Raw genomic sequence first — 18277 nt, forward strand, 5'->3', positions numbered from 1 at the left:
CAGCACCATGGCACAGCACCATTTGATCGTCGGCGGCCAACGCAGCGGCAAGTCGCGCCAGGCCGAGCGGCTGGCACTGGCCTGGCAGGCCGCTGCCAGCGGCCATCAAGTGACGGTGCTTGCCACCGCGCTGGCCTTGGACAGTGAGATGCAAGCGCGCATCTCGCGCCACCAGCAAGACCGGCCCGCCGGTTTTGCTTGCGTGGAGTCGCCCTTGCTGCTGGCTGAAGCTTTGCAAGCTAATGCTGCACCCCATCGGCTCTTGCTGGTCGACTGCCTGACCCTGTGGCTGACCAACTGGCTGATGCCCATGTCGGGTCCGCCCGATCTGGCGGGCTGGAAGGCCGAGCTGCAAGCGCTGCTGGATGTCTTGCCAAAGCTGGCTTCACCGGTGCTGTTTGTCTCCAACGAAGTTGGCTGGGGCGTCTCGCCAATGTCCAGCGAGGCGCGTTTTTATGTCGACGAGTTGGGTCGCTTGAACCAGCAAGTGGCGCAAGCCTGTCAAGACCTGACCCTGATGGTGGCCGGCCAAGCCTGGACGCGGCCAGTGGAGCAAAGAAACAAGCCATGAAGAAAAACATCCACGCCGTTTTCGCTACGGCCACACTTGTAATGCTGGCCGCGCTGTGCGCAGGCGCAACAGCCGCGCCCATCAAAATTGTCGATGACGCCGGCCACACCCTGCAACTGAGCGAGCCGCCGCGCCGCATCATCACGCTGCTGCCCTCGCTGACCGAGACGGTCTGCGCACTCGGTGCCTGCGACCGGCTGGTCGGCGTTGACCGCTATTCCAACTACCCCGAGTCGGTCAACAAGCTGCCCAAGCTGGGCGGCCTGGACGACACGCAAATCGAAACCGTGGTGGCGCTGCGCCCCGATGTGGTGATCGTGGCGCCATCCTCGCGCGTACAAGACCGCCTCGCCAGCTTGGGGCTCAAGGTGCTGGTGCTGGAGACGCGCAGCCAAGAGGATGTGCGGCGGGTGCTGGGCAAGATCGGTGAGCTGCTGGCCGTGGCCGAGCCGCAAAAGGTCTGGCTGAATATCGACGCGGCGATCACCCAGGCCGCCGCCAGCGTGCCCCCCGAGATCAAGGGCATGAGCGTCTACTACGAGGTCGACAGCGCACCCTTTGCGGCCGGCGAATCCTCCTTTATTGGCGAGACGCTGACTCGACTGGGCCTGAAAAACATCGTCGGCAAGGAGCTCGGCCCTTTTCCGAAGTTGAACCCCGAATTCATCGTGCGCGCCGATCCGCAAATCATCATGGTGGCGCAGCGCAGCGCCGTCAATTTGCCCAGCCGCCCCGGCTGGGCCGGCATCCGCGCGCTGCGCGAACAGCGTCTTTGCGTCTTCCCGAAGGAAGAGTCCGAAGTGATGGGCCGCCCCGGCCCCCGCATGGGCGAGGCTGCCGGCTGGATGGCGCGCTGTCTGCGTCGTTTGGCCGCTGAACCTAGCAAGACCAAGGCAGTCGCAAAACCATGAGCCGCCCCCTATGAATCGCCATAGCAAGCCGCTGACCTTGCTGCTGGCGCTAACGCTGATCAGCAGCGCATTGCTGTTGATTGGCGTGACGGTGGGCAGCACCGGCTTTGGCCTGAGCTGGTTGAACAGCGACGACGCCATTCAACAGCAAATCCTCTGGCAGATTCGCCTGCCGCGCTCCAGCGGAGCCTGGGTGGCTGGCGCTTTGCTGGGCCTGGCCGGAGCGGTGGCGCAAGGTCTTTTTCGCAATGCCCTGGCCGACCCTTATTTGCTCGGCGCCTCCTCTGGCGCGGGCCTGGGCGTGGCCCTGCTCTTGGTGCTGGCAGGCACATCTCCGGCGGCAGCCTCGCTTTGGCTGCGCGTGGGCCTGACCGGCGCGGCCTTCTGCGGCGCGGTCGGCGCGGTGCTCTTGACCTTGGTGTTGGCACGCGGGGTGGAACAAACCATGCGCTTGCTGCTGGCCGGGGTCATCGTCGGCGTGGTGCTGGGTTCGGCCACCACCTTGATGATCATGCTGGCACCCGACATCATGCGGCCCATGCAAGCCTTTGTGATGGGCAGCACCGGCTTCTTGGGCTGGAACAGCGTGCTGATCATGGCGCCGCTCTTGCTGCTGTGTCTGCTTGCGGCCATGGGATGCAGCCGTGCACTCGATGCGATGACGCTGGGCGAATCGACCGCGGCCTCACTGGGGGTGCGCTTGCAGACGATCCGCTTGCTCTTGATTGGCGTGCTGGCATTGGCAACCGGTGCGGCGGTGGCGCAGGCCGGCTTGATTGGCTTTGTCGGCTTGGTAGCACCCCATCTGGTGCGCAGCCGCCTGCATTGCACACACAGCTGGCTACTGCTGCTTTCGGCCCTGACCGGCGGGGCGCTGCTCTTGGCGGCCGATATCCTGGCGCGCTGGTTGGTGGCCCCGCAAGAGCTGCCGGTCGGCGTGGTCACCACGGTCCTGGGCGGCGCCTATTTGCTTTGGTTGATGCACCGCAAACCGCTCTTGGAGAGTCGCGCATGATGCTGAATTCAACGCCGAACCCAACACTGCCGCCTGCCTTGCAGGCGCAAATCGAATCCGTGCATTTGCAGGGTCAGCCCATCCTGGCTGCCATCGACTTGCAATTGCAGACAGGCCAATGGACCGCCATCGTCGGCCCCAACGGCGCCGGCAAATCCACGCTCTTGCGCGCGCTGGCCGGCCTGCTGCCGATGAGCGGCCGGGTGCAGCTTTTTGGGCAGGACTGGACCCAGATTCCCGCCCGTGAACGGGCTCGTCAATTAGCCTGGTTGGGCCAAAACGAAACCAGCTCTGACGTGCTGAGCGCCTATGAAGTGGTGATGCTGGGCCGTTTGCCGCACCAGGCATGGCTGGCGCCGCCCAGCAGCGCCGACCATGCGGCCGTGGTGCAGGCGATGCAGCAAACCCAAAGTTGGGACTGGCGTGAACGTCCACTCGGGCGCCTCTCGGGTGGCGAGCGTCAGCGCGTCCTCCTGGCCCGTGCGCTCGCCGTGCAAGCCAAGGTGCTGTTGATGGATGAGCCGCTGGCTCATCTGGACCCGCCCCATCAAGCCGACTGGTTAGGCCTGGTGCGCGAACTTGTTGCCTCAGGGGTTGCCGTTGTGAGCGTGCTGCACGAACTCAATATGGCCTTGCAGGCCGACAGCCTGGTGGTGATGCAGGCGGGCCGCGTCAGCTGCCACGGCGCACCGCAGCGGGCCGACACCAGGGCGGCGCTGCAAACGGTGTTTGATGATCGCTTGCACCTGATCGAGGTCCAGGGCCAATGGTTGGCCCTGCCGGCGGCATTGCCCACAGCAATGCCCGAAAGCAGACCGATAGCCAAGACCACCGGCAATGTGCTGCCACTGAAGCGGGCAGGCGAATGAAAGCGTCTCACTGTCAGGCGCTGCTGATCAGTGCGCCGTCTTCCGGCTCGGGCAAGACCAGCATCACCGCAGCGATTGCCCGCTGGCATGCGCGGATTGGCTTGAAGGTGCGCGTATTCAAGACCGGGCCTGACTATCTGGACCCGATGATCTTGCAGCGGGCCAGCGGCCACGCCGTTTACCAGCTCGACCTCTTTATGGGCGGCTTGGAGCATTGCCGCGCTTTGCTGGCGTCAGCCGCAGGCGAGGCAGACCTGATCCTGGTCGAAGGCGTGATGGGCTTGTTCGACGGCGATCCAAGCAGCGCCGATCTTGCCGCCGCTTTCGGTCTGCCCGTGCTGGCGGTCATCGACGCGTCGGCCATGGCACAGACCTTTGGCGCCTTGGCGCTGGGTCTGCAGCAATACCGCCACGATATCAAGTTATGCGGCGTGGTTGCCAATCGCGTCGGCAGCGCCGCGCATGGCTGCATGGTCAGCGAAGGTCTGCCCGCCGATCTGCCCTTGATCGCCGCCCTGCCCCGTGACGCCTCGCTGACGTTGCCCGAGCGCCATCTCGGCCTGGTGCAGGCGATAGAGCTGCCGGACCTGGATGCGCTTCTGGACGGCTGGGCCGATGCTTGGGGCTCGGCCGTGAAGCCGGGCTTCGAGTTTGCCTCGGTACGCTTTGAGCCAGCGGACCTGCCCGTCACCACGCCCACCCTGCCCTTGCAAGGCCGTCGCATTGCTGTGGCCCAAGACGCCGCCTTCAGCTTCATCTATCCGGCCAATCTGGACTGCCTGCGCGCCCTCGGCGCCGAGGTTTTGCTCTTCTCGCCATTGCAGGGTCAGGTCTTGCCCGACTGCGACGCGCTATGGCTGCCAGGCGGCTACCCGGAGTTGCATGCCCAGGCGCTGCGCAGCCACCCAAGCTTGTTTGACGACATCCATGCACATTTGACGGCAGGCAAACCTCTGCTGGCCGAATGCGGCGGCATGCTCTGCCTGAGCATTTCTTTGACCGATATCGAAGGCCGCACCCACCCAATGGCCAGCGTCATGCCGGGGCAAGCGGTGATGCAAAAAAAGCTCTCGGCCTTGGGACTGCAAAGCATAGAGTGGCCGGAAGGCAGTTTGCGCGGCCACACTTTTCACTACTCCAGCCTGGCCACACCGCTGACGCCGGTCGCCGTCGCCAGCAATCCCAACGCCGGCCGGACCACCGAAGCCCTGTATCAACATGGCAGCCTGCGCGCCAGCTATATACATCATTACTTCCCCTCCAACCCGGCAGCGATCGCGGCCTTCTTTGCCGGCTGAACCGGTTCTGCACCCTTATGGAAATCATCCCACCCCCGGTTGATCGCGAGCGCGTGATCCCGACTGCCGAGCGCCGCGGCCTTGTGTTCGTCCACACCGGCGACGGCAAGGGCAAGAGCACCGCAGCCTTTGGCCTCGCGCTACGCGCCCATGGCCGAGGCAAGGCGGTCAAAATCTATCAATTCATGAAGGTGCCCAGCGCCCGCTTTGGCGAACACCGCATGTTTGAGCAATTGGGTGTTCCGATCGAAGGTCTGGGCGACGGCTTCTCCTGGAAGAGCAAGGATCTGGAGCACTCCGCGCAATTGGCGCGCGACGGCTGGGCGCGCGCCGAAACGACCATACGGGCCGGCGAGCATTTCCTCGTCGTGCTGGACGAGATCATGTATCCGCTGCGCTATGGCTGGCTGCCTCTGGAGCCGGTCTTGCAAGCGCTGCGCGAGCGGCCCGCCCATGTGCATGTGGTCTTGACCGGACGTAACGCGCCGGACGAGCTGATCGAGTTGGCCGATACCGTCACCGAGATGAGCCTGGTGAAGCACCATTTCAAGGCCGGTGTGCCGGCGCAGCGCGGCATAGAAGATTGACTGACTGACAAATTGACTGCTTGATGGATCTGATGCCCTGGCTACTGCCTCTCGCCATGCTGGTCGCGCTGGGCGTCGATCGCGCCTGGGGCGAGCCGCCGCCGCGCTGGCATCCGGTCGTGGCGATGGGCTCGTTCCTGGGCCTGTTCTCAAAGCACCTGTTGACGCTGGCACCGCGTGCTGCCTTCAGCGCTGGCGCCTTGATCTGGTGCGTCGGTGCGCTCAATGTCGGCCTGCTGGCAGCGTTTTTGGAAACATCGCTGATCTACGCCTTCAAGCCCTGGCAAGGCTGGCCCGGTCTGCTGGGCGCCGGCCTGCTCTTGGGTCTGATCTTGAAGCCGATGCTCGCTTGGAGAATGCTCAGCGATGAGGTCGGCGCGGTAGAGATGGCCTTGGCTGAATCGCTGCCGGCCGGACGTGCGCGCTTGGCGCGGTTGGTCAGCCGCGACACCAGCAATTTGAGTGAATCTCAAGTGCGCGAGGCAGCCACCGAAACCTTGGCCGAGAACCTCAACGACTCGGTCGTGGCGCCGCTGTTCTGGTTCATGCTGGCGGGCCTGCCGGGTGCGGCGATTTACCGCTTCGCCAACACGGCGGATGCGATGTGGGGCTATCGCGGTCAGTGGGAATGGGCCGGCAAATGGGCGGCGCGTGCCGATGATTTACTGTCTTGGGTGCCTGCGCGCATCACCGCTTTGGCCATGCTGGGCTTCAAGTTCAATTTGCTGCCCGCGCTCTGGCAGCAAGCCAGGCGCACGCCCTCACCGAACAGCGGCTGGCCGATGGCGGCGATGGCATTGCGGCTGAACGTGCGGCTGGCCAAACCGGGCGTCTTTATGCTGAACGAGGCCGGCGCGGAAGTGACGCCGGCCGACATCAGCCGGGCGCAAGTCTTGGCGTTGAAGGCGATGCTCGCGTCCGCTATGTGCTTGATGGTCGGCGCTGCGGCCCTGCGAGGTGGCTTGTGATCTCTGAACATGGTGGCAGCGACAGCGGGCCGGCAATTCGCCATGATTTCTCCAGCAATGCCAGCCCGCTGGGCGCGCCGCCAGCGTTGTTGCGAGCGGTCTTGGCGGCAGACCGTGGCAGCTATCCCGATCCCGACTATCAGCGCCTGCGCGAGCATCTGGGCTCGGCCGAATCCGTCCATGCCGCGCGCGTGCTGCCCGCCTCGGGAGGCGCCGAGGCCATTCGGCGCCTGAGCCTGGCAGCGCTGCTTTCAGGTCTGCGCGCGGTCTGGGTGCCGCACCCGGGCTTTGGTGACTATGCGGCGGCGGCCTTGGCACTGGGTCTGCAAGTACAGCGCTATGCCAGCGTGCCGGCGCTGTGTGCGGCTTTGCAAGAACCCGCCCTGGTCTGGGTGTGCGAGCCCTGCAACCCGACCGGCGACAGCCTCAGCCGCCCCGACTGGCTGGCCTTGGACGCCGCGCTGCAAGCCAGCGCCTCGGTCTTGGCTGTCGACTGCGCCTATGAACCGCTGCGCTTGGACGGCAGCAGCCAAATGCCGGCGAGCTTGGCAGAGCAGGCTTGGCGTCTTATTTGCCCCAATAAAGCATTGAGCCTGACCGGCGTGCGCGCTGCCTATCTGCTGGCACCAGCGTCTGGTCGTTTGGCCGACTGCGCAACGCGCCTCGCCCCAAGCTGGGTACTGTCCAGCGAGGGTGTCAACTTATTGATGCATTGGCACAGCGCCGAGACCCGCCATCATTTGCACCAAGTCTGGCAGCAAGTGATTGCCTGGCGCGCCAGCCAAATAGCGCTGCTGGCCGAATTGGGCTGGCAGCAGCGGCCCAGCTGCACAAACTTCTGGTTGGCACAGCCTTCTTGCCAAGCGGACTGGCTGGTTCGGCTGCGCGAGCGCGGCGTCAAGCTGCGCGACGCGACTTCTTTTGCCCTGCCCGGCTGGGTGCGGCTCTCCACTCAATCACCCCAGGCTCAACAAGCTTTGCGCCTGGCGATCAAGGAACTACAGACATGACAGCCAAGGCAGTGATGGTGCTGGGCACAACCAGCGGCGCGGGCAAGAGCTGGCTGGCCACAGCGCTATGCCGCTACTACGCCCGCCGAGGCCTCAAAGTCGCCCCCTACAAGGCGCAAAACATGAGCAATAACGCACGTGTGGTCATGAGCCCCTCGCCCGCGGGTACGCAGGCGGCCCCCCGAGGGGGCGCGGCGGAGCTTGGGAGCGGCCCTGCGCTCCGCCCGGGTTTGTACGGCACCATGGGCGAAATCGGCTCCGCACAATACTTCCAAGCGCTGGCCGCCCGTCGAATCCCCGAGGTACGCATGAACCCGGTCTTGCTCAAGCCCGAGAAAGACACCGCCTCGCAGGTGATCGTGTTGGGCGAGGTGGACAGCGAGTTGACCGATATGCCTTGGCGCGAGCGCAGTGAAAAACTCTGGCTGCGCGCGCGCCCGCCGCTGCACGAGCTGCTGGCCGAGAACGATGTTGTGGTGATCGAGGGCGCCGGCTCGCCGGCCGAGATCAATCTGCACAGCAGCGACTACGTCAATATGCGCACCGCGCTGGAGGCCAAGGCCGCCTGCTTGCTGGTCACCGATATCGACCGCGGCGGCGCCTTTGCCCATCTCTTCGGCACGCATCAATTGCTGCCCGCCCACGAGCGCGCTTTGATCAAGGGCTATGTGCTGAACCGCTTTCGCGGCGATGCCTCTTTGTTGGCGCCCGGCCCGGAGCAATTGCAGGCGCTGACCGGTGTGCCCACCGTTGCCGTGCTGCCGATGTGGCGCGGCCACGGCTTGCCGGAAGAAGACGGGGTGTTTGACGACAGCGTCAGCGGCTCAGGACTCAAGATCGCCATCGTCGCCTACCCCCGCATGTCCAATCTCGATGAGTTCCAGCCCTTGCGCAGCTTGGCCGATGTGCGCCTGAGCTGGGCCCGCTCGCCGGCGCAGCTGGAAGTCGCCGACTGGATCATCTTGCCGGGCTCGAAAGCCGTCGCGGCCGACCTCGCCTGGCTGCGCGCTCAGAAGCTCGATCTGGTGATCGCCCGGCATGCGGCGGCAGGCAAACCGCTGCTGGGCATTTGCGGCGGCTTGCAGATGCTGGGCGAAAGCCTGCTCGACCCACATGGCCTGGACGGCAATGCGCCTGGCCTGGGTCTGCTGCCACTGGTAACGCAGTTCGAGAAAGACAAGCTCCTCAAGCCTTGCTCGCTGCGCTTCGAAGCGCTGACCGAGCCCTGGAGCGCGCTTGCGGGCATTGAGACTGAAGGTTATGAAATTCACCACGGCCGTACGGTCCAACATCCGGCCATGGCGGCCGCGCGGGTCGCCGTCCGCAACGAACTCGGTGAGGCCATAGGCTGGAGCCACGGCTCGGTGCTGGGCTGCTATGCCCATGGCCTGTTCGAACAGACCCGCGTGATGCAAGCCTTGTTCGGCGCCGAGCAGCCGGGCCTGGACGCGGTATTTGAGGGCCTGGCCGATTTCATTGAGGCCCATTTTGAGCCCGGCGTGTTGATGGGTTTGCTCCAGCAGGACGGCGCGCAATGAGTGTTCCTCAGCGCATCGCATGCCTGTCCACCGAGGCGGTGGACACGCTCTACCGCATCGGCGCCCAAGACCATATCGCCGGCATCTCCGGCTACACCGTCTACCCGCCCGAGGCGCGCCAGCACAAGCCCAAAATCAGCGGCTTCACCAGCATGAAGATAGAAAAGATCCTGGCCGTGCAGCCGGATCTGGTGATTGGATTCTCCGATCTGCAGCGCCCTCTGCTGGATGAATGCGAGCGCGCCGGCTTGGCCACGCTATGGTTCAACCACCGCGACCTGGCTGGCATCCATGCCATGGTGCGGCGGCTCGGGGCCTTGGTTGAGAAAGAGCTTGCTGCCGAGACCTTGTGCGAGCAGTTGCAGGCCTGCCAGGACCGCATTGCCGCTGCGGCCGCGCAGCTGGCGCGGCGGCCACGGGTGTGTTTTGAAGAATGGGACGAGCCCATCATCTGCGGCATTGGCTGGGTCAGCGAAATCATCGAATTGGCCGGCGGCATCGACATCTTTGCCGACAAGGCTCGCGCCGGCTTGGCGCGTGATCGCATCGTCAGCGCCGAAGACATCCTGGCCCGCAGGCCTGAGCTGATCCTGGGCAGTTGGTGCGGCAAGCGCTTTGTGCCGGACAAGGTGCTGGCTCGACCCGGCTTTGCCGGTTTGGGCGCGCAACTGCTTGAAATCAAGTCGGCCGACATCCTGGCACCCGGCCCTACCGCGATCGAACGCGGCGCCGCCCAAGTGCAGGCGGCCATCCAAACCTTTATCGCGAACTCATCAAACTCAATATGCAAAACCTGATTCCAGTAATCCCCACCTTGCAAAATCCGGCGCTGGCAAGCGCGCTGCAGCGCCGCATCGATGGCAAGACCAAGCCGCTGGGCTCGCTGGGGCAGCTGGAAGCCTTGATGTTGCGCATCGGTCTGATCCTGGGCAGCGACACACCCGTTTTGCGCGAGCCGCAACTGATGGTGTTTGCCGGCGATCATGGCCTGGCGCGGCGCGGCGTGTCGGCCTACCCCAGCGATGTGACCTGGCAGATGGTGGAGAACTTTCTGGCCGGCGGCGCGGCGGTCAGCGTGCTGGCGCGCCAGCATGGCCTGGCCCTGACGGTGGTGGATGCCGGCGTCGCGCATGATTTCGCTCCGCGTGCCGGTCTGGTCATCGCCAAGATCGCCGCAGGCACGGCCGACTGCGCCGAGCAGGCGGCAATGACAAGCGATCAATGTGCCACCGCAATAGCTGCAGGCAAGAACTTGCTGACCAAGCGCCCCGGCAATGCCTTGCTGCTGGGCGAGATGGGCATTGGCAACACCTCCAGCGCCGCTTTGCTGCTGGCGCGCTTGCAGAATTTGCCGGTCGAGGCCTGCACGGGCCGCGGCACCGGCCTGGATGACGCCGGCTTGCAGCGCAAGATCGCCACGCTGAGCGCCGTGCTGCAGCGCCATGCCGAGGCCACCGAGCCGCTGCAGGCCTTGGCGGCCATGGGCGGCTTCGAAATTGCGATGATGGTGGGCGCAGTGCTGCAAGCGGCACTGGAGCGGCGCGTCATCGTGGTGGATGGTTTCATCGCCAGCGCTGCCGTTTTGGTGGCGGCGCGCTTGCAGCCGGCCGTGCTGGAGCGCTGCGTGTTCGCGCACCGCTCGATGGAATCGGGTCACCGCCTGATGCTGGAAGCACTGGAAGCCGAGCCGCTGTTGGACCTGGGCATGCGTCTGGGCGAAGGCTCGGGTGCCGCAATGGCTTGGCCGCTGCTGGCCTCGGCTTGCCTGATTCTGCGGGAGATGGCCAGCTTTGAATCGGCCGGGGTCAGTCAACAAGGCTGAGCAAGCCTCATTCTGCACGGGATTCCTGGCAGATGATTGTTTACTTCGCCCAAAGCATGGCCATAATCAGCGCAAGAGCTTTCGCACAATCCCTAGGTTTGGAGCCGCTGCCTGCAAACAGCTCCGCCCCGCTAAGACAAAAGGCGTCCCATGACAGACTTGGTTTTTGCAGACGAATTGCCGGCCCCGGGCAGCGACGAGACGGCGCCCAAACCGCTTGAGCCATGGGTGGTGATGATTGTGGACGACGATGTCGCCGTCCATCAGGTGACGCAGCTGGTGATGGCGGACTTCGAGTTTTCTGGCCGACGCCTGCAGTTTCTGGACGCCTATAGCGGCGTCGAAGCGCGCGAGTTGCTGAAGTCTCGCAATGATGTGGCGCTGATTTTGCTCGACGTGGTGATGGAGTCGGAGCACGCCGGGCTGGACGTGGCCCGCTATATCCGCGATGAATTGAAGAACAACCATGTGCGCATCGTGCTGCGCACTGGCCAGCCGGGTCAGGCGCCGGAAGAGCATGTCATCAAGACCTATGACATCAATGACTACAAAGAAAAAACCGAGCTGACCAAGCGCAAGCTGATCACGGTGTTTTACGCCGCTTTGCGCAGCTACCGCGACATCATGATCATCGAGCAGTCGCGCCAGGCGTTGCGCCGCTCGATCGACGCGATCACGCGCGTCTACGACTCACAAAATCTGCGCCGCTTTGCCTCCGCCGTCCTGGAGCAAGTGACCCATTTGCTGGGCATGGACGCGCGCGCCCTGTGTGCCAGCCGAGTCTCGGCCTATGCAGCCAGTAACTGCGAAGGCCATCTGAAGGTGCTGGCCGCCACGGCCGACTATTCGCGCCTGCTGGTTGATGACGAAATCAGCAATCTGCCGCCCGAAGTCAAGACCGCCTTGGACCGCGCACTGATTGATCAATGCGGCTATTTCGACGCCCACCATTTCATCGGCTACTACCGCAGCAGCACCGATAACGAGACCTTGCTCTATATGCAGTTCTCGGACCCGGTCGATGCGCAGGCGCGCGAGTTGCTGGAGATTTTTTGCGCCAACGTCGCCATCACTTACGAGTCACTGCTGCTGCGCGAAGAGATTCAAGAAACCCAGCGCTCCACCGTTTTCATACTCGGCGAAGCGGTCGAGCGACGCTCCAAGGAGACCGGCGCCCATGTACGGCGGGTCGGCGAAATCTCCGCGCTGCTGGCCGAAACCTCCGGCATGCGGGCTGCTGACGTCGAATTCATGCGGCAGGCCTCGCCGCTGCATGATGTGGGCAAGATCGGCATCCCGGACCGGGTCTTGAACAAGCCCGGCAAGCTCGACGCCGAAGAATGGGAAATCATGCAAACCCATGCGCGCATCGGCTTTGAGCTGCTCAGCAAGTCCGATAAACGCATCCTGCAGCTTGGCGCCATCATTGCGCATGAGCACCATGAACGCTGGGACGGCGCCGGCTATCCGCGCGGCCTGATCGGCGATCAAATCAATATCGCCGGCCGCATCGTGGCGCTGGCCGATGTATTGGATGCGCTGGTCAGCGGGCGTTGCTACAAAGAAGCCTGGGAGTTTGATGCCGCGCTGGCCTACATCACCGAACAGTCCGGCAAGCAATTCGACCCCGATCTGGTGAAGCAGTTGTTTGACAACTTGGAAGCAGTGCACGAGATCTACAGGCGCTATCCGGACGCCTGAGCTCATCCAAGTCCAAGCAGCAAGGTAGAGTGCGGGGCTCGCTGCTCCGCCTCCTTAGGCCCTCTTTTCTGCCATGAGCCTTTTGCTGCACGAATTGCGCCTGTTCTTCATCGCCTTGCAATTTTTCAGCCGTTGCCCGACGCCTGGCTGGGTGGGCTTTGAGCCCATCTGGCTGCAGCAATGCGCGCGCTACTTCCCGGCCGTCGGCCTGTTCATAGGCGGCTTCGCAGGCCTGGTGCTCTGGCTCGGTTTGTGGATCTGGCCGCCCGCAGTTGCCGTGGGCTTGAGCATGGCGGCCAGCGTCTGGCTGACCGGTGGCTTCCACGAGGACGGTTGGGCCGACACCTGCGACGGTCTCGGCGGCACGGTCAGCCGCGAGCGGGCGCTGACCATCATGAAAGACTCGCGCATTGGCAGCTACGGCTCACTGGGCCTGATCCTGCTACTGGGCCTGAAGGCCGCGTCGCTGTTGGCGCTGGCCGAGGCCAGCCCCGAATTGGCCGTGCTGCTGACGATCTGGGCGCACACCGCCTCGCGCGCGGCACCGGTTTGGCTGATGCACAGCCTGAGCTATGCCGGCGACGCCGACCATGCAAAAGCCAAGCCGCTGGCCACGCAAGCCGATGGCCTCACCTTGAGCGTCGCCTTCGGCTGGGTCTGGGCAGCGGGCGCTACTTTGCTCTGGTTGATGCCGGCCTTGTTGCCGAGCTTGCTGTTGGCCCTGCTGAGCGCTGCCGGCCTGACGCTTTATATGCAGGCTTGGCTGGACCGCCGCCTGGGCGGCTACACCGGCGACAACCTCGGCGCCACCCAGCAAGTGGTGGAGCTGGGCATCTTGTTGAGCTTTTTGGCGCTTTTGAATGTCTTCTGATCGCTTGCGGGTTTGGCGTCATCCAAGCCCAGAAGGCGCCGCGGGCCGCTGTATCGGCGCCGGCACCGATCTGCCGGTGCATTGGCGGCGCAGCAAATGCTTGGCCCGTCGAATTCAAAAGTTGGCGCGGCGTGAGCGGCTGCCCAAAATCATCTACAGCTCGCCGCTGCGCCGCTGTGCCGAGGTCGGCGCTTGGCTGAAGGCCTGGGGCTGGCAGCACCATCAAGACCCGGCCTTGCTGGAACTGGACTTCGGCGCCTGGGATGGCCGCGCCTGGGCAGAGATCGCGCGCGCCGAGGTGGATGCCTGGATGGACGACTTTGTGGCCTACGCGCCGGGCGGTGGCGAGTCGCTCGCCAATTTGCTGGCGCGCGCCGGCAACTGGCGCCCGCCAGCTGGTGGCTGTTTGGTGATCAGCCATGGTGGTTGGATGCTGGCGCGGCAATGGCGGGTCGAGCAGGGTCAGGTCTTGCTGCCGACTGCCGCGCTTTGGCCCAAGCCACCGCGCTATGGGAACTTGTGGCAGTTATAGCGTTTACAGCGGCCCTGCCTTGCGCCGAACTCGTCGCCGCCTGAACGACTTCAGCGGCGGATAGGGCGCCTTCGTCGCTTGGCCCAGCAGGCCGGTCGACGAATTCGCAGAATGAGGCCATGAACACACCCCACATCCTGGCCCTATCGCTCCTTGGCCTGAGCATCCAACAAGCCCTTGCTGCGCCTCCTGCACCGGCTGCCTACATCGAACCCCCGATGGTGACCGTCTCCGGCGGCGAGTTCCAAATGGGCGGCGGCAAACCCTATATGGGCGAGGCCGCGCAAGACGCCAGCGCCCTGCCCATCCACAAGGTCAAGATCAAAGCCTTCAAACTGGCCAAGTACGAAGTGACCGTGGCCGAGTACCGGCGCTTTGTCCAATCGACTGGCTACAAGGCACCTGACAGCTGCGTGCATCAGCCGATCCAGGGCTGGTTCGGGCTGGGCGCCACGCCGGGCTCCTGGGACAAGAACGAGCTGACCAGCAGCGAGTTCCAACCGGCGGTCTGCATAGGTTGGGCTGGCGCCGACGCCTATGCCAAATGGCTATCCCAGCAAACCGGCAAGAGCTACCGCCTGGCCAGCGAGGCCGAGTGGGAGTACGCGGCCAGCGCGGGCAAAGGCAAGGCTGGCTTTCCCTTCGGTGACGACATCGACCAAAAGCGCATCTGCGAGTTCGCGAATGTATCCGACCAGTCGGCCGAGCATGCCGGCATGGAACGTTTTGGCGCCACCTACAAGGGCTTCATGGGCGGCATTTCGCCCTGCGATGACGGGGCGGGTTTCGCCAGCATCGTCGGGATGTACAAGCCCAATCCGCTGGGGCTGCATGACCTGATCGGCAATGCGGCCGAGTTTTTGCAAGACTGCTGGAGCGAGAACTACCAGGGCGCGCCGGCGGACGGCAGTGCGCGTTTAGATGGTGATTGCAAGATGCATGTATTGCGCGGCGGCGCCTGGCATTGGCGAGGCAACACGGCCACACAGCGTAACGCCATGCCGCTCGATTGGGTGGGAGTGATCGAAGGCTTCCGCCTGGCCCAGAGTCTGGACAAGCCCGCCGACAAGCGCTCGGCACCAACCGCCTTGGCATTCGAGAAAGAGCTGGCGCAAGCGCAAGCCGCAGAGCGAGCACGCCGCGCGAGCTTGCAGCCTTTTCCGCAACCGCCGCAAGGCTTGCAGCTGACCCAGGCCGGCGGCAAGGCGGCCGTTCAGCTGACTTGGGCTGCCAGCCCCGATCCCAAGGTACTCGGCTACCACGTCTACCGCAGTGACAGCGTCGGCGGCGACTTTGTGCGGATTGCTTCAGACGTCAAGGCGCAGCCTTATGTGGACGAGGCCGCCCAGGCGCGCAAGCACAGCTATGCCGTGGTGGCCGTCAACCGCGATCGTTTCAGCGAGTTCAGTGCGCCGGTGTTGACGGCCGACCAGGTGCACGCGCTGCCCGGACGGGTCCAGGCGGAAGATTTCAACCGAATGGACAATGTCAGCGTCGGCAAAGTCGCGCCGCAAGAGGATATGGAAGATGCTGGCGGTCAAGCTGGCTTGAACTTGACGGGTTCCGCACCCGGCATAGCCAAGGACAGTTGGACCGAATACAGCGTCGAGGTCCAGCGGGCCGGCAACTACCGAATCGCTTTCCGCGTAGCCAGCCTGGCCGGCAGCAAGGGTCTGGCTTTGAGCATGGACGGGCAGCCCGTGCTGGAGCTGGCCGTGCCCGCAACGGGGGGCTTCAAGAGCTGGCAGACTATGGCCGGGGCTGGCCCGGTTCGACTGGAGGCTGGCCGCCATGTGCTGCGCATCCGGGCGGTCGACGGGGGCTGGAAGCTCAACTGGTTCGCGGTAGAGCTCGCTGATTGACGAGGCAAAAGATCTTTCGCCTTGCCATCACTGGCCGGCGAAAGACCGGTCAGGTCTCGCCGGTATTTCGAAGACCTGTTCCGACCCGCTTTGGCTTGGCGGGTCGGCGCGCTCAGGTCCGGCGGGCGCGCGTCGCGGCTCCAACAGCCGCCAGGCCGGCAAGCAGCAGTGCCACCGTAGCCGGCTCGGGCACAGCTGCAGCGGTGAAGGAGATATTGTCGATGCCGACGTTGTAGCCTTCCGGGCCGAAAGCGATTGAGAAGCCGGCGCTCGAAGTTGCGTTGATGGCGAAATGGCTAGGCGCAGCACCGAATATCGTTATCGCGCCGGTATTGAGCAAGATCGTGCCACCGGCCAGATCAGTCACCGTGACCTGAGAAATCAGGTCCGCATTTGGCCAGGAGCCAAGATCAAAGCCGGCAAGCGTCACCGTATTGCCGGCGGTCGGCACGATCAGGATCGTCGGCGTATTGTTGGTGTCGCCAAAGGCCACATCGTTCATGCCACTGTAGGAGTCGGCCCAGTAGTACATCGAGTTTGCCGATCCCGGGCTGGCCTGGTAGCTCACATCGGCGCCAGCGGAGTCGCCATAAGCCTGATTGATGGGGCTGAAGTTGCTGCAAGACTGAAAGGCGCCCGAACCATCATCGGCTGCCGAACAAATCGCACCCGAGAAATCAAGCGTGTCTGCCTGGGCGGCCAAGGCAAAGAAAGCTAAACCTGCTGCGGCGATGTAGCGCATGAAATTCTCCTGGTGAATGGTCAAGTGACAGCATCTCACGCCTGACTGTTCGCCGGCAATCCCGGGAATACGGGGGTGCGCACGTCAAAGCAACGAGTCACGTGATCTGGCGTCGGGTGCTACTCCGGCCTGTCCAACTTATTGCTCAACAATATCGTCGACACTGTGTCGACCACGCCTTTGATCGCCCGAATTCGGTCCAAGAGCGTATCCAGCTCCTCGGTCGACTCGGTCGTCAGCATCGCGCATAAATCAAAACGCCCGCTGACTGCATAGAGCTTGTGGATCTCATGCCGGCGCGTCAGCTCGCGCGCCACCTCGGGCTCCAGCTTGGAATCGACCGTGATCAAGACCATGGCCCGGATGCCCGGCCGAGCCCGGCTTTGGGCGACGCTGATGGTGTAACCGGTAATGTGACCGCCATCTTCCAAGGCTTTCAGACGCAGCTGAACCGTGCTGCGGGCACAGCCCAAGGCCTTGGCCAGCTTGACGACCGGCAGCCGCGCATTGACACGCAACAACTCCAAAAGCTGCCTGTCCAGCTCGTCCAGACCCGCTACGGGTTCTCCCGAATATTCTGTTGCCACTTGCGGACCACCAGTCACTTTGTCTTTGTGTCAGTCATTATGACCGACGGATACCCACCCGCAACGTCACTTTGTGCGTAGGCATCGGCCGAACTGATTTCTAGAATTCCTGCAATACCCTCAGGCCGCGCATGGGCAATCAGGGGACCACCAGGAGACATCACATGTTGCAAAAAGTCGTCGAGATCAAAGCCCCTTCCAGCGCGACCACAAGCGCTAGCGCCAGCGGCAAGCTCCTCACCCGCCCCGAGTTGGACGCCTATGACCCGCGCGCCGAGTCCTGGCAAAAGCAGTTCGCCCGTCGCTATACGCACCATTCGGAGCTGAACGGCGTTCTGGACGGCGTCGAGAACGTCGACGAGACGGTCTACAGCAAGTTCGCCGTGGCCTTGACGCCATATATGGCGCAGCTGATGGACAAGAGCGATCCGGCCTGCCCGATCCGCCTGCAATACCTGCCTAGCCATCACGAGCAAACCATACCCGGCTTCGCCACCATGCTGGACCAACTCGGCGAAGAAGGCGACACCATTCCCGGCACCAGCATCGTGCACCGCTACCCGCGCCGCGTGCTGTTCCTGGTCTCCAATACCTGCGCGACGCTGTGCCGCTTTTGCACCCGCAAGCGCATGGTCTCGCAGCCGGCTGGCTCGGTGCACAAGGACGAGATCGAAGCCTCGATCGACTACATCGCTGGCAACCCGCTGATCCAGGACGTGCTGCTGTCCGGCGGCGACCCGCTGACCTTCACCGACGAGCGCCTGGACTACATCCTCGGCGAGCTGCGCCGCCGCGCCCCGCATGTGCGCTTCCTGCGCATGGGCTCGCGCATGGTGGTGCAGCTGCCCACCCGCATCACGCCTGAGCTCTGCGCGGTGCTGGAAAAGCACCGGGTGCAGATGATCAATATTCACATCAACCACCCCAAGGAAATCACCCCGCTGCTGCGCGAGCGGGTCAAGATGATCCAAAAGGCCGGCATCATGATGGGCCTGCAAACGGTCTGCCTGAAGGGTGTCAATGATGACGTCGAGGTGATGCGTGAGCTGTTCATGCAGTCGATCGAAATGGGCGTGCGCCCTTACTACGTCTACTCGACCGATATGGTCGAGGGCGCGCACCATTTCATCGTGCCGCATCACCGCATGATCGAACTGTACGAAGGCCTGCGTGGCTGGATCAGCGGCCCCGCAGTGCCGACCTTCATCGTCGACGGCCTGGGCGGCCTGGGCAAGCTGCCCATCATCCCGAGCTATGTCAAAGAGGAAGTGCTGGATGACGGCACCGGCACCACGATCAAATGTCGCAACTACGCCGGCAAGACGGTCGAGATGCCCGGGCTGGGTCAGAACTACAGTCTGCCTACCCGTAGCAACTGAGCGAGCATTTGCGA

At 63.8% G+C, this 18277-nt stretch carries 18 protein-coding genes; 16 read left to right on the forward strand and 2 right to left on the reverse strand.

The features are described 5' to 3' along the window. Positions 1-7: 7 nt before the first annotated feature. The 15 genes from cobU to LNV09_RS10870 all read left to right on the forward strand — a co-directional run bounded on the left by cobU (position 8) and on the right by LNV09_RS10870 (position 15555). The gene (gene cobU / locus LNV09_RS10800; RefSeq protein WP_263557095.1) at positions 8-571 is read left to right on the forward strand and encodes a bifunctional adenosylcobinamide kinase/adenosylcobinamide-phosphate guanylyltransferase; all 564 of its coding nucleotides are present in this window, start codon (positions 8-10) and stop codon (positions 569-571) included. After that, entirely contained in the window at positions 568-1482 is a 915-nt protein-coding gene (locus LNV09_RS10805; RefSeq protein WP_263557096.1) for an ABC transporter substrate-binding protein, read from the forward strand. The genes cobU and LNV09_RS10805 overlap by 4 nt, the downstream gene beginning before the upstream one ends. Before the next feature lie 10 nt (positions 1483-1492). Then, the gene (locus LNV09_RS10810) at positions 1493-2497 is read left to right on the forward strand and encodes a FecCD family ABC transporter permease (RefSeq protein WP_263557097.1); all 1005 of its coding nucleotides are present in this window, start codon (positions 1493-1495) and stop codon (positions 2495-2497) included. Next, the gene (locus LNV09_RS10815) at positions 2494-3366 is read left to right on the forward strand and encodes an ABC transporter ATP-binding protein (protein ID WP_263557098.1); all 873 of its coding nucleotides are present in this window, start codon (positions 2494-2496) and stop codon (positions 3364-3366) included. Before LNV09_RS10810 ends, LNV09_RS10815 begins: the two co-directional genes overlap by 4 nt. Next, positions 3363-4664, forward strand: coding sequence for a cobyrinic acid a,c-diamide synthase CobB (locus tag LNV09_RS10820; RefSeq protein WP_263557099.1), 1302 nt, complete (start codon positions 3363-3365; stop codon positions 4662-4664). The genes LNV09_RS10815 and LNV09_RS10820 overlap by 4 nt, the downstream gene beginning before the upstream one ends. A gap of 17 nt (positions 4665-4681) precedes the next feature. Beyond that, positions 4682-5251 (forward strand): cob(I)yrinic acid a,c-diamide adenosyltransferase, encoded by a 570-nt coding sequence (gene cobO / locus LNV09_RS10825; protein ID WP_263557100.1) that lies wholly within the window; start codon positions 4682-4684, stop codon positions 5249-5251. A 32-nt stretch (positions 5252-5283) separates the two neighbouring features. Then, on the forward strand, positions 5284-6219 hold the full coding sequence (gene cbiB / locus LNV09_RS10830) for an adenosylcobinamide-phosphate synthase CbiB (RefSeq protein WP_411969263.1): 936 nt from the start codon (positions 5284-5286) through the stop codon (positions 6217-6219). After that, positions 6216-7229 carry an aminotransferase class I/II-fold pyridoxal phosphate-dependent enzyme gene (locus LNV09_RS10835; RefSeq protein ID WP_263557102.1) on the forward strand — a complete coding sequence of 338 codons (1014 nt, stop codon included), beginning with the start codon at positions 6216-6218 and terminating at the stop codon, positions 7227-7229. Before cbiB ends, LNV09_RS10835 begins: the two co-directional genes overlap by 4 nt. Next, a complete protein-coding gene (locus LNV09_RS10840; protein ID WP_263557103.1) occupies positions 7226-8767 on the forward strand; it encodes a cobyric acid synthase in 1542 nt (513 codons plus the stop codon). Before LNV09_RS10835 ends, LNV09_RS10840 begins: the two co-directional genes overlap by 4 nt. Then, positions 8764-9564, forward strand: a complete 801-nt coding sequence (locus LNV09_RS10845; RefSeq protein WP_263557104.1) for an ABC transporter substrate-binding protein — start codon at positions 8764-8766, stop codon at positions 9562-9564. Before LNV09_RS10840 ends, LNV09_RS10845 begins: the two co-directional genes overlap by 4 nt. Then, complete coding sequence (cobT, locus tag LNV09_RS10850; RefSeq protein ID WP_263557105.1) at positions 9552-10589, forward strand: nicotinate-nucleotide--dimethylbenzimidazole phosphoribosyltransferase; 1038 nt, start codon at positions 9552-9554, stop codon at positions 10587-10589. Before LNV09_RS10845 ends, cobT begins: the two co-directional genes overlap by 13 nt. Before the next feature lie 150 nt (positions 10590-10739). Further along, positions 10740-12290: a DUF3369 domain-containing protein gene (locus LNV09_RS10855; protein ID WP_263557106.1), complete on the forward strand. Its 1551-nt coding sequence runs from the start codon at positions 10740-10742 to the stop codon at positions 12288-12290. Positions 12291-12363: 73 nt separating this feature from the next. Then, complete coding sequence (locus LNV09_RS10860) at positions 12364-13161, forward strand: adenosylcobinamide-GDP ribazoletransferase (RefSeq protein ID WP_263557107.1); 798 nt, start codon at positions 12364-12366, stop codon at positions 13159-13161. Continuing rightward, positions 13151-13693, forward strand: coding sequence for a histidine phosphatase family protein (locus tag LNV09_RS10865; RefSeq protein ID WP_263557108.1), 543 nt, complete (start codon positions 13151-13153; stop codon positions 13691-13693). The genes LNV09_RS10860 and LNV09_RS10865 overlap by 11 nt, the downstream gene beginning before the upstream one ends. A gap of 119 nt (positions 13694-13812) precedes the next feature. Next, positions 13813-15555, forward strand: a complete 1743-nt coding sequence (locus LNV09_RS10870; protein ID WP_263557109.1) for an SUMF1/EgtB/PvdO family nonheme iron enzyme — start codon at positions 13813-13815, stop codon at positions 15553-15555. A 112-nt stretch (positions 15556-15667) separates the two neighbouring features. Here LNV09_RS10870 and LNV09_RS10875 read toward each other — a convergent pair whose 3' ends face one another. Together LNV09_RS10875 and LNV09_RS10880 are read right to left on the reverse strand one after the other, a co-directional pair. Continuing rightward, positions 15668-16297, reverse strand: coding sequence for a PEP-CTERM sorting domain-containing protein (locus LNV09_RS10875; protein ID WP_263557110.1), 630 nt, complete (start codon positions 16295-16297; stop codon positions 15668-15670). Between the two features lie 119 nt (positions 16298-16416). After that, a complete protein-coding gene (locus LNV09_RS10880) occupies positions 16417-16884 on the reverse strand; it encodes an Lrp/AsnC family transcriptional regulator (RefSeq protein ID WP_263557111.1) in 468 nt (155 codons plus the stop codon). A 164-nt stretch (positions 16885-17048) separates the two neighbouring features. Between LNV09_RS10880 and LNV09_RS10885 the strand changes: the two genes are divergently transcribed. After that, positions 17049-18263, forward strand: a complete 1215-nt coding sequence (locus tag LNV09_RS10885; RefSeq protein WP_263557112.1) for a KamA family radical SAM protein — start codon at positions 17049-17051, stop codon at positions 18261-18263. The last annotated feature ends 14 nt before the right edge of the window (positions 18264-18277 follow it).

Origin of the sequence: Paucibacter sp. B2R-40 (assembly GCF_025717555.1) — a bacterium.
Lineage (GTDB): Bacteria > Pseudomonadota > Gammaproteobacteria > Burkholderiales > Burkholderiaceae_C > Paucibacter_A.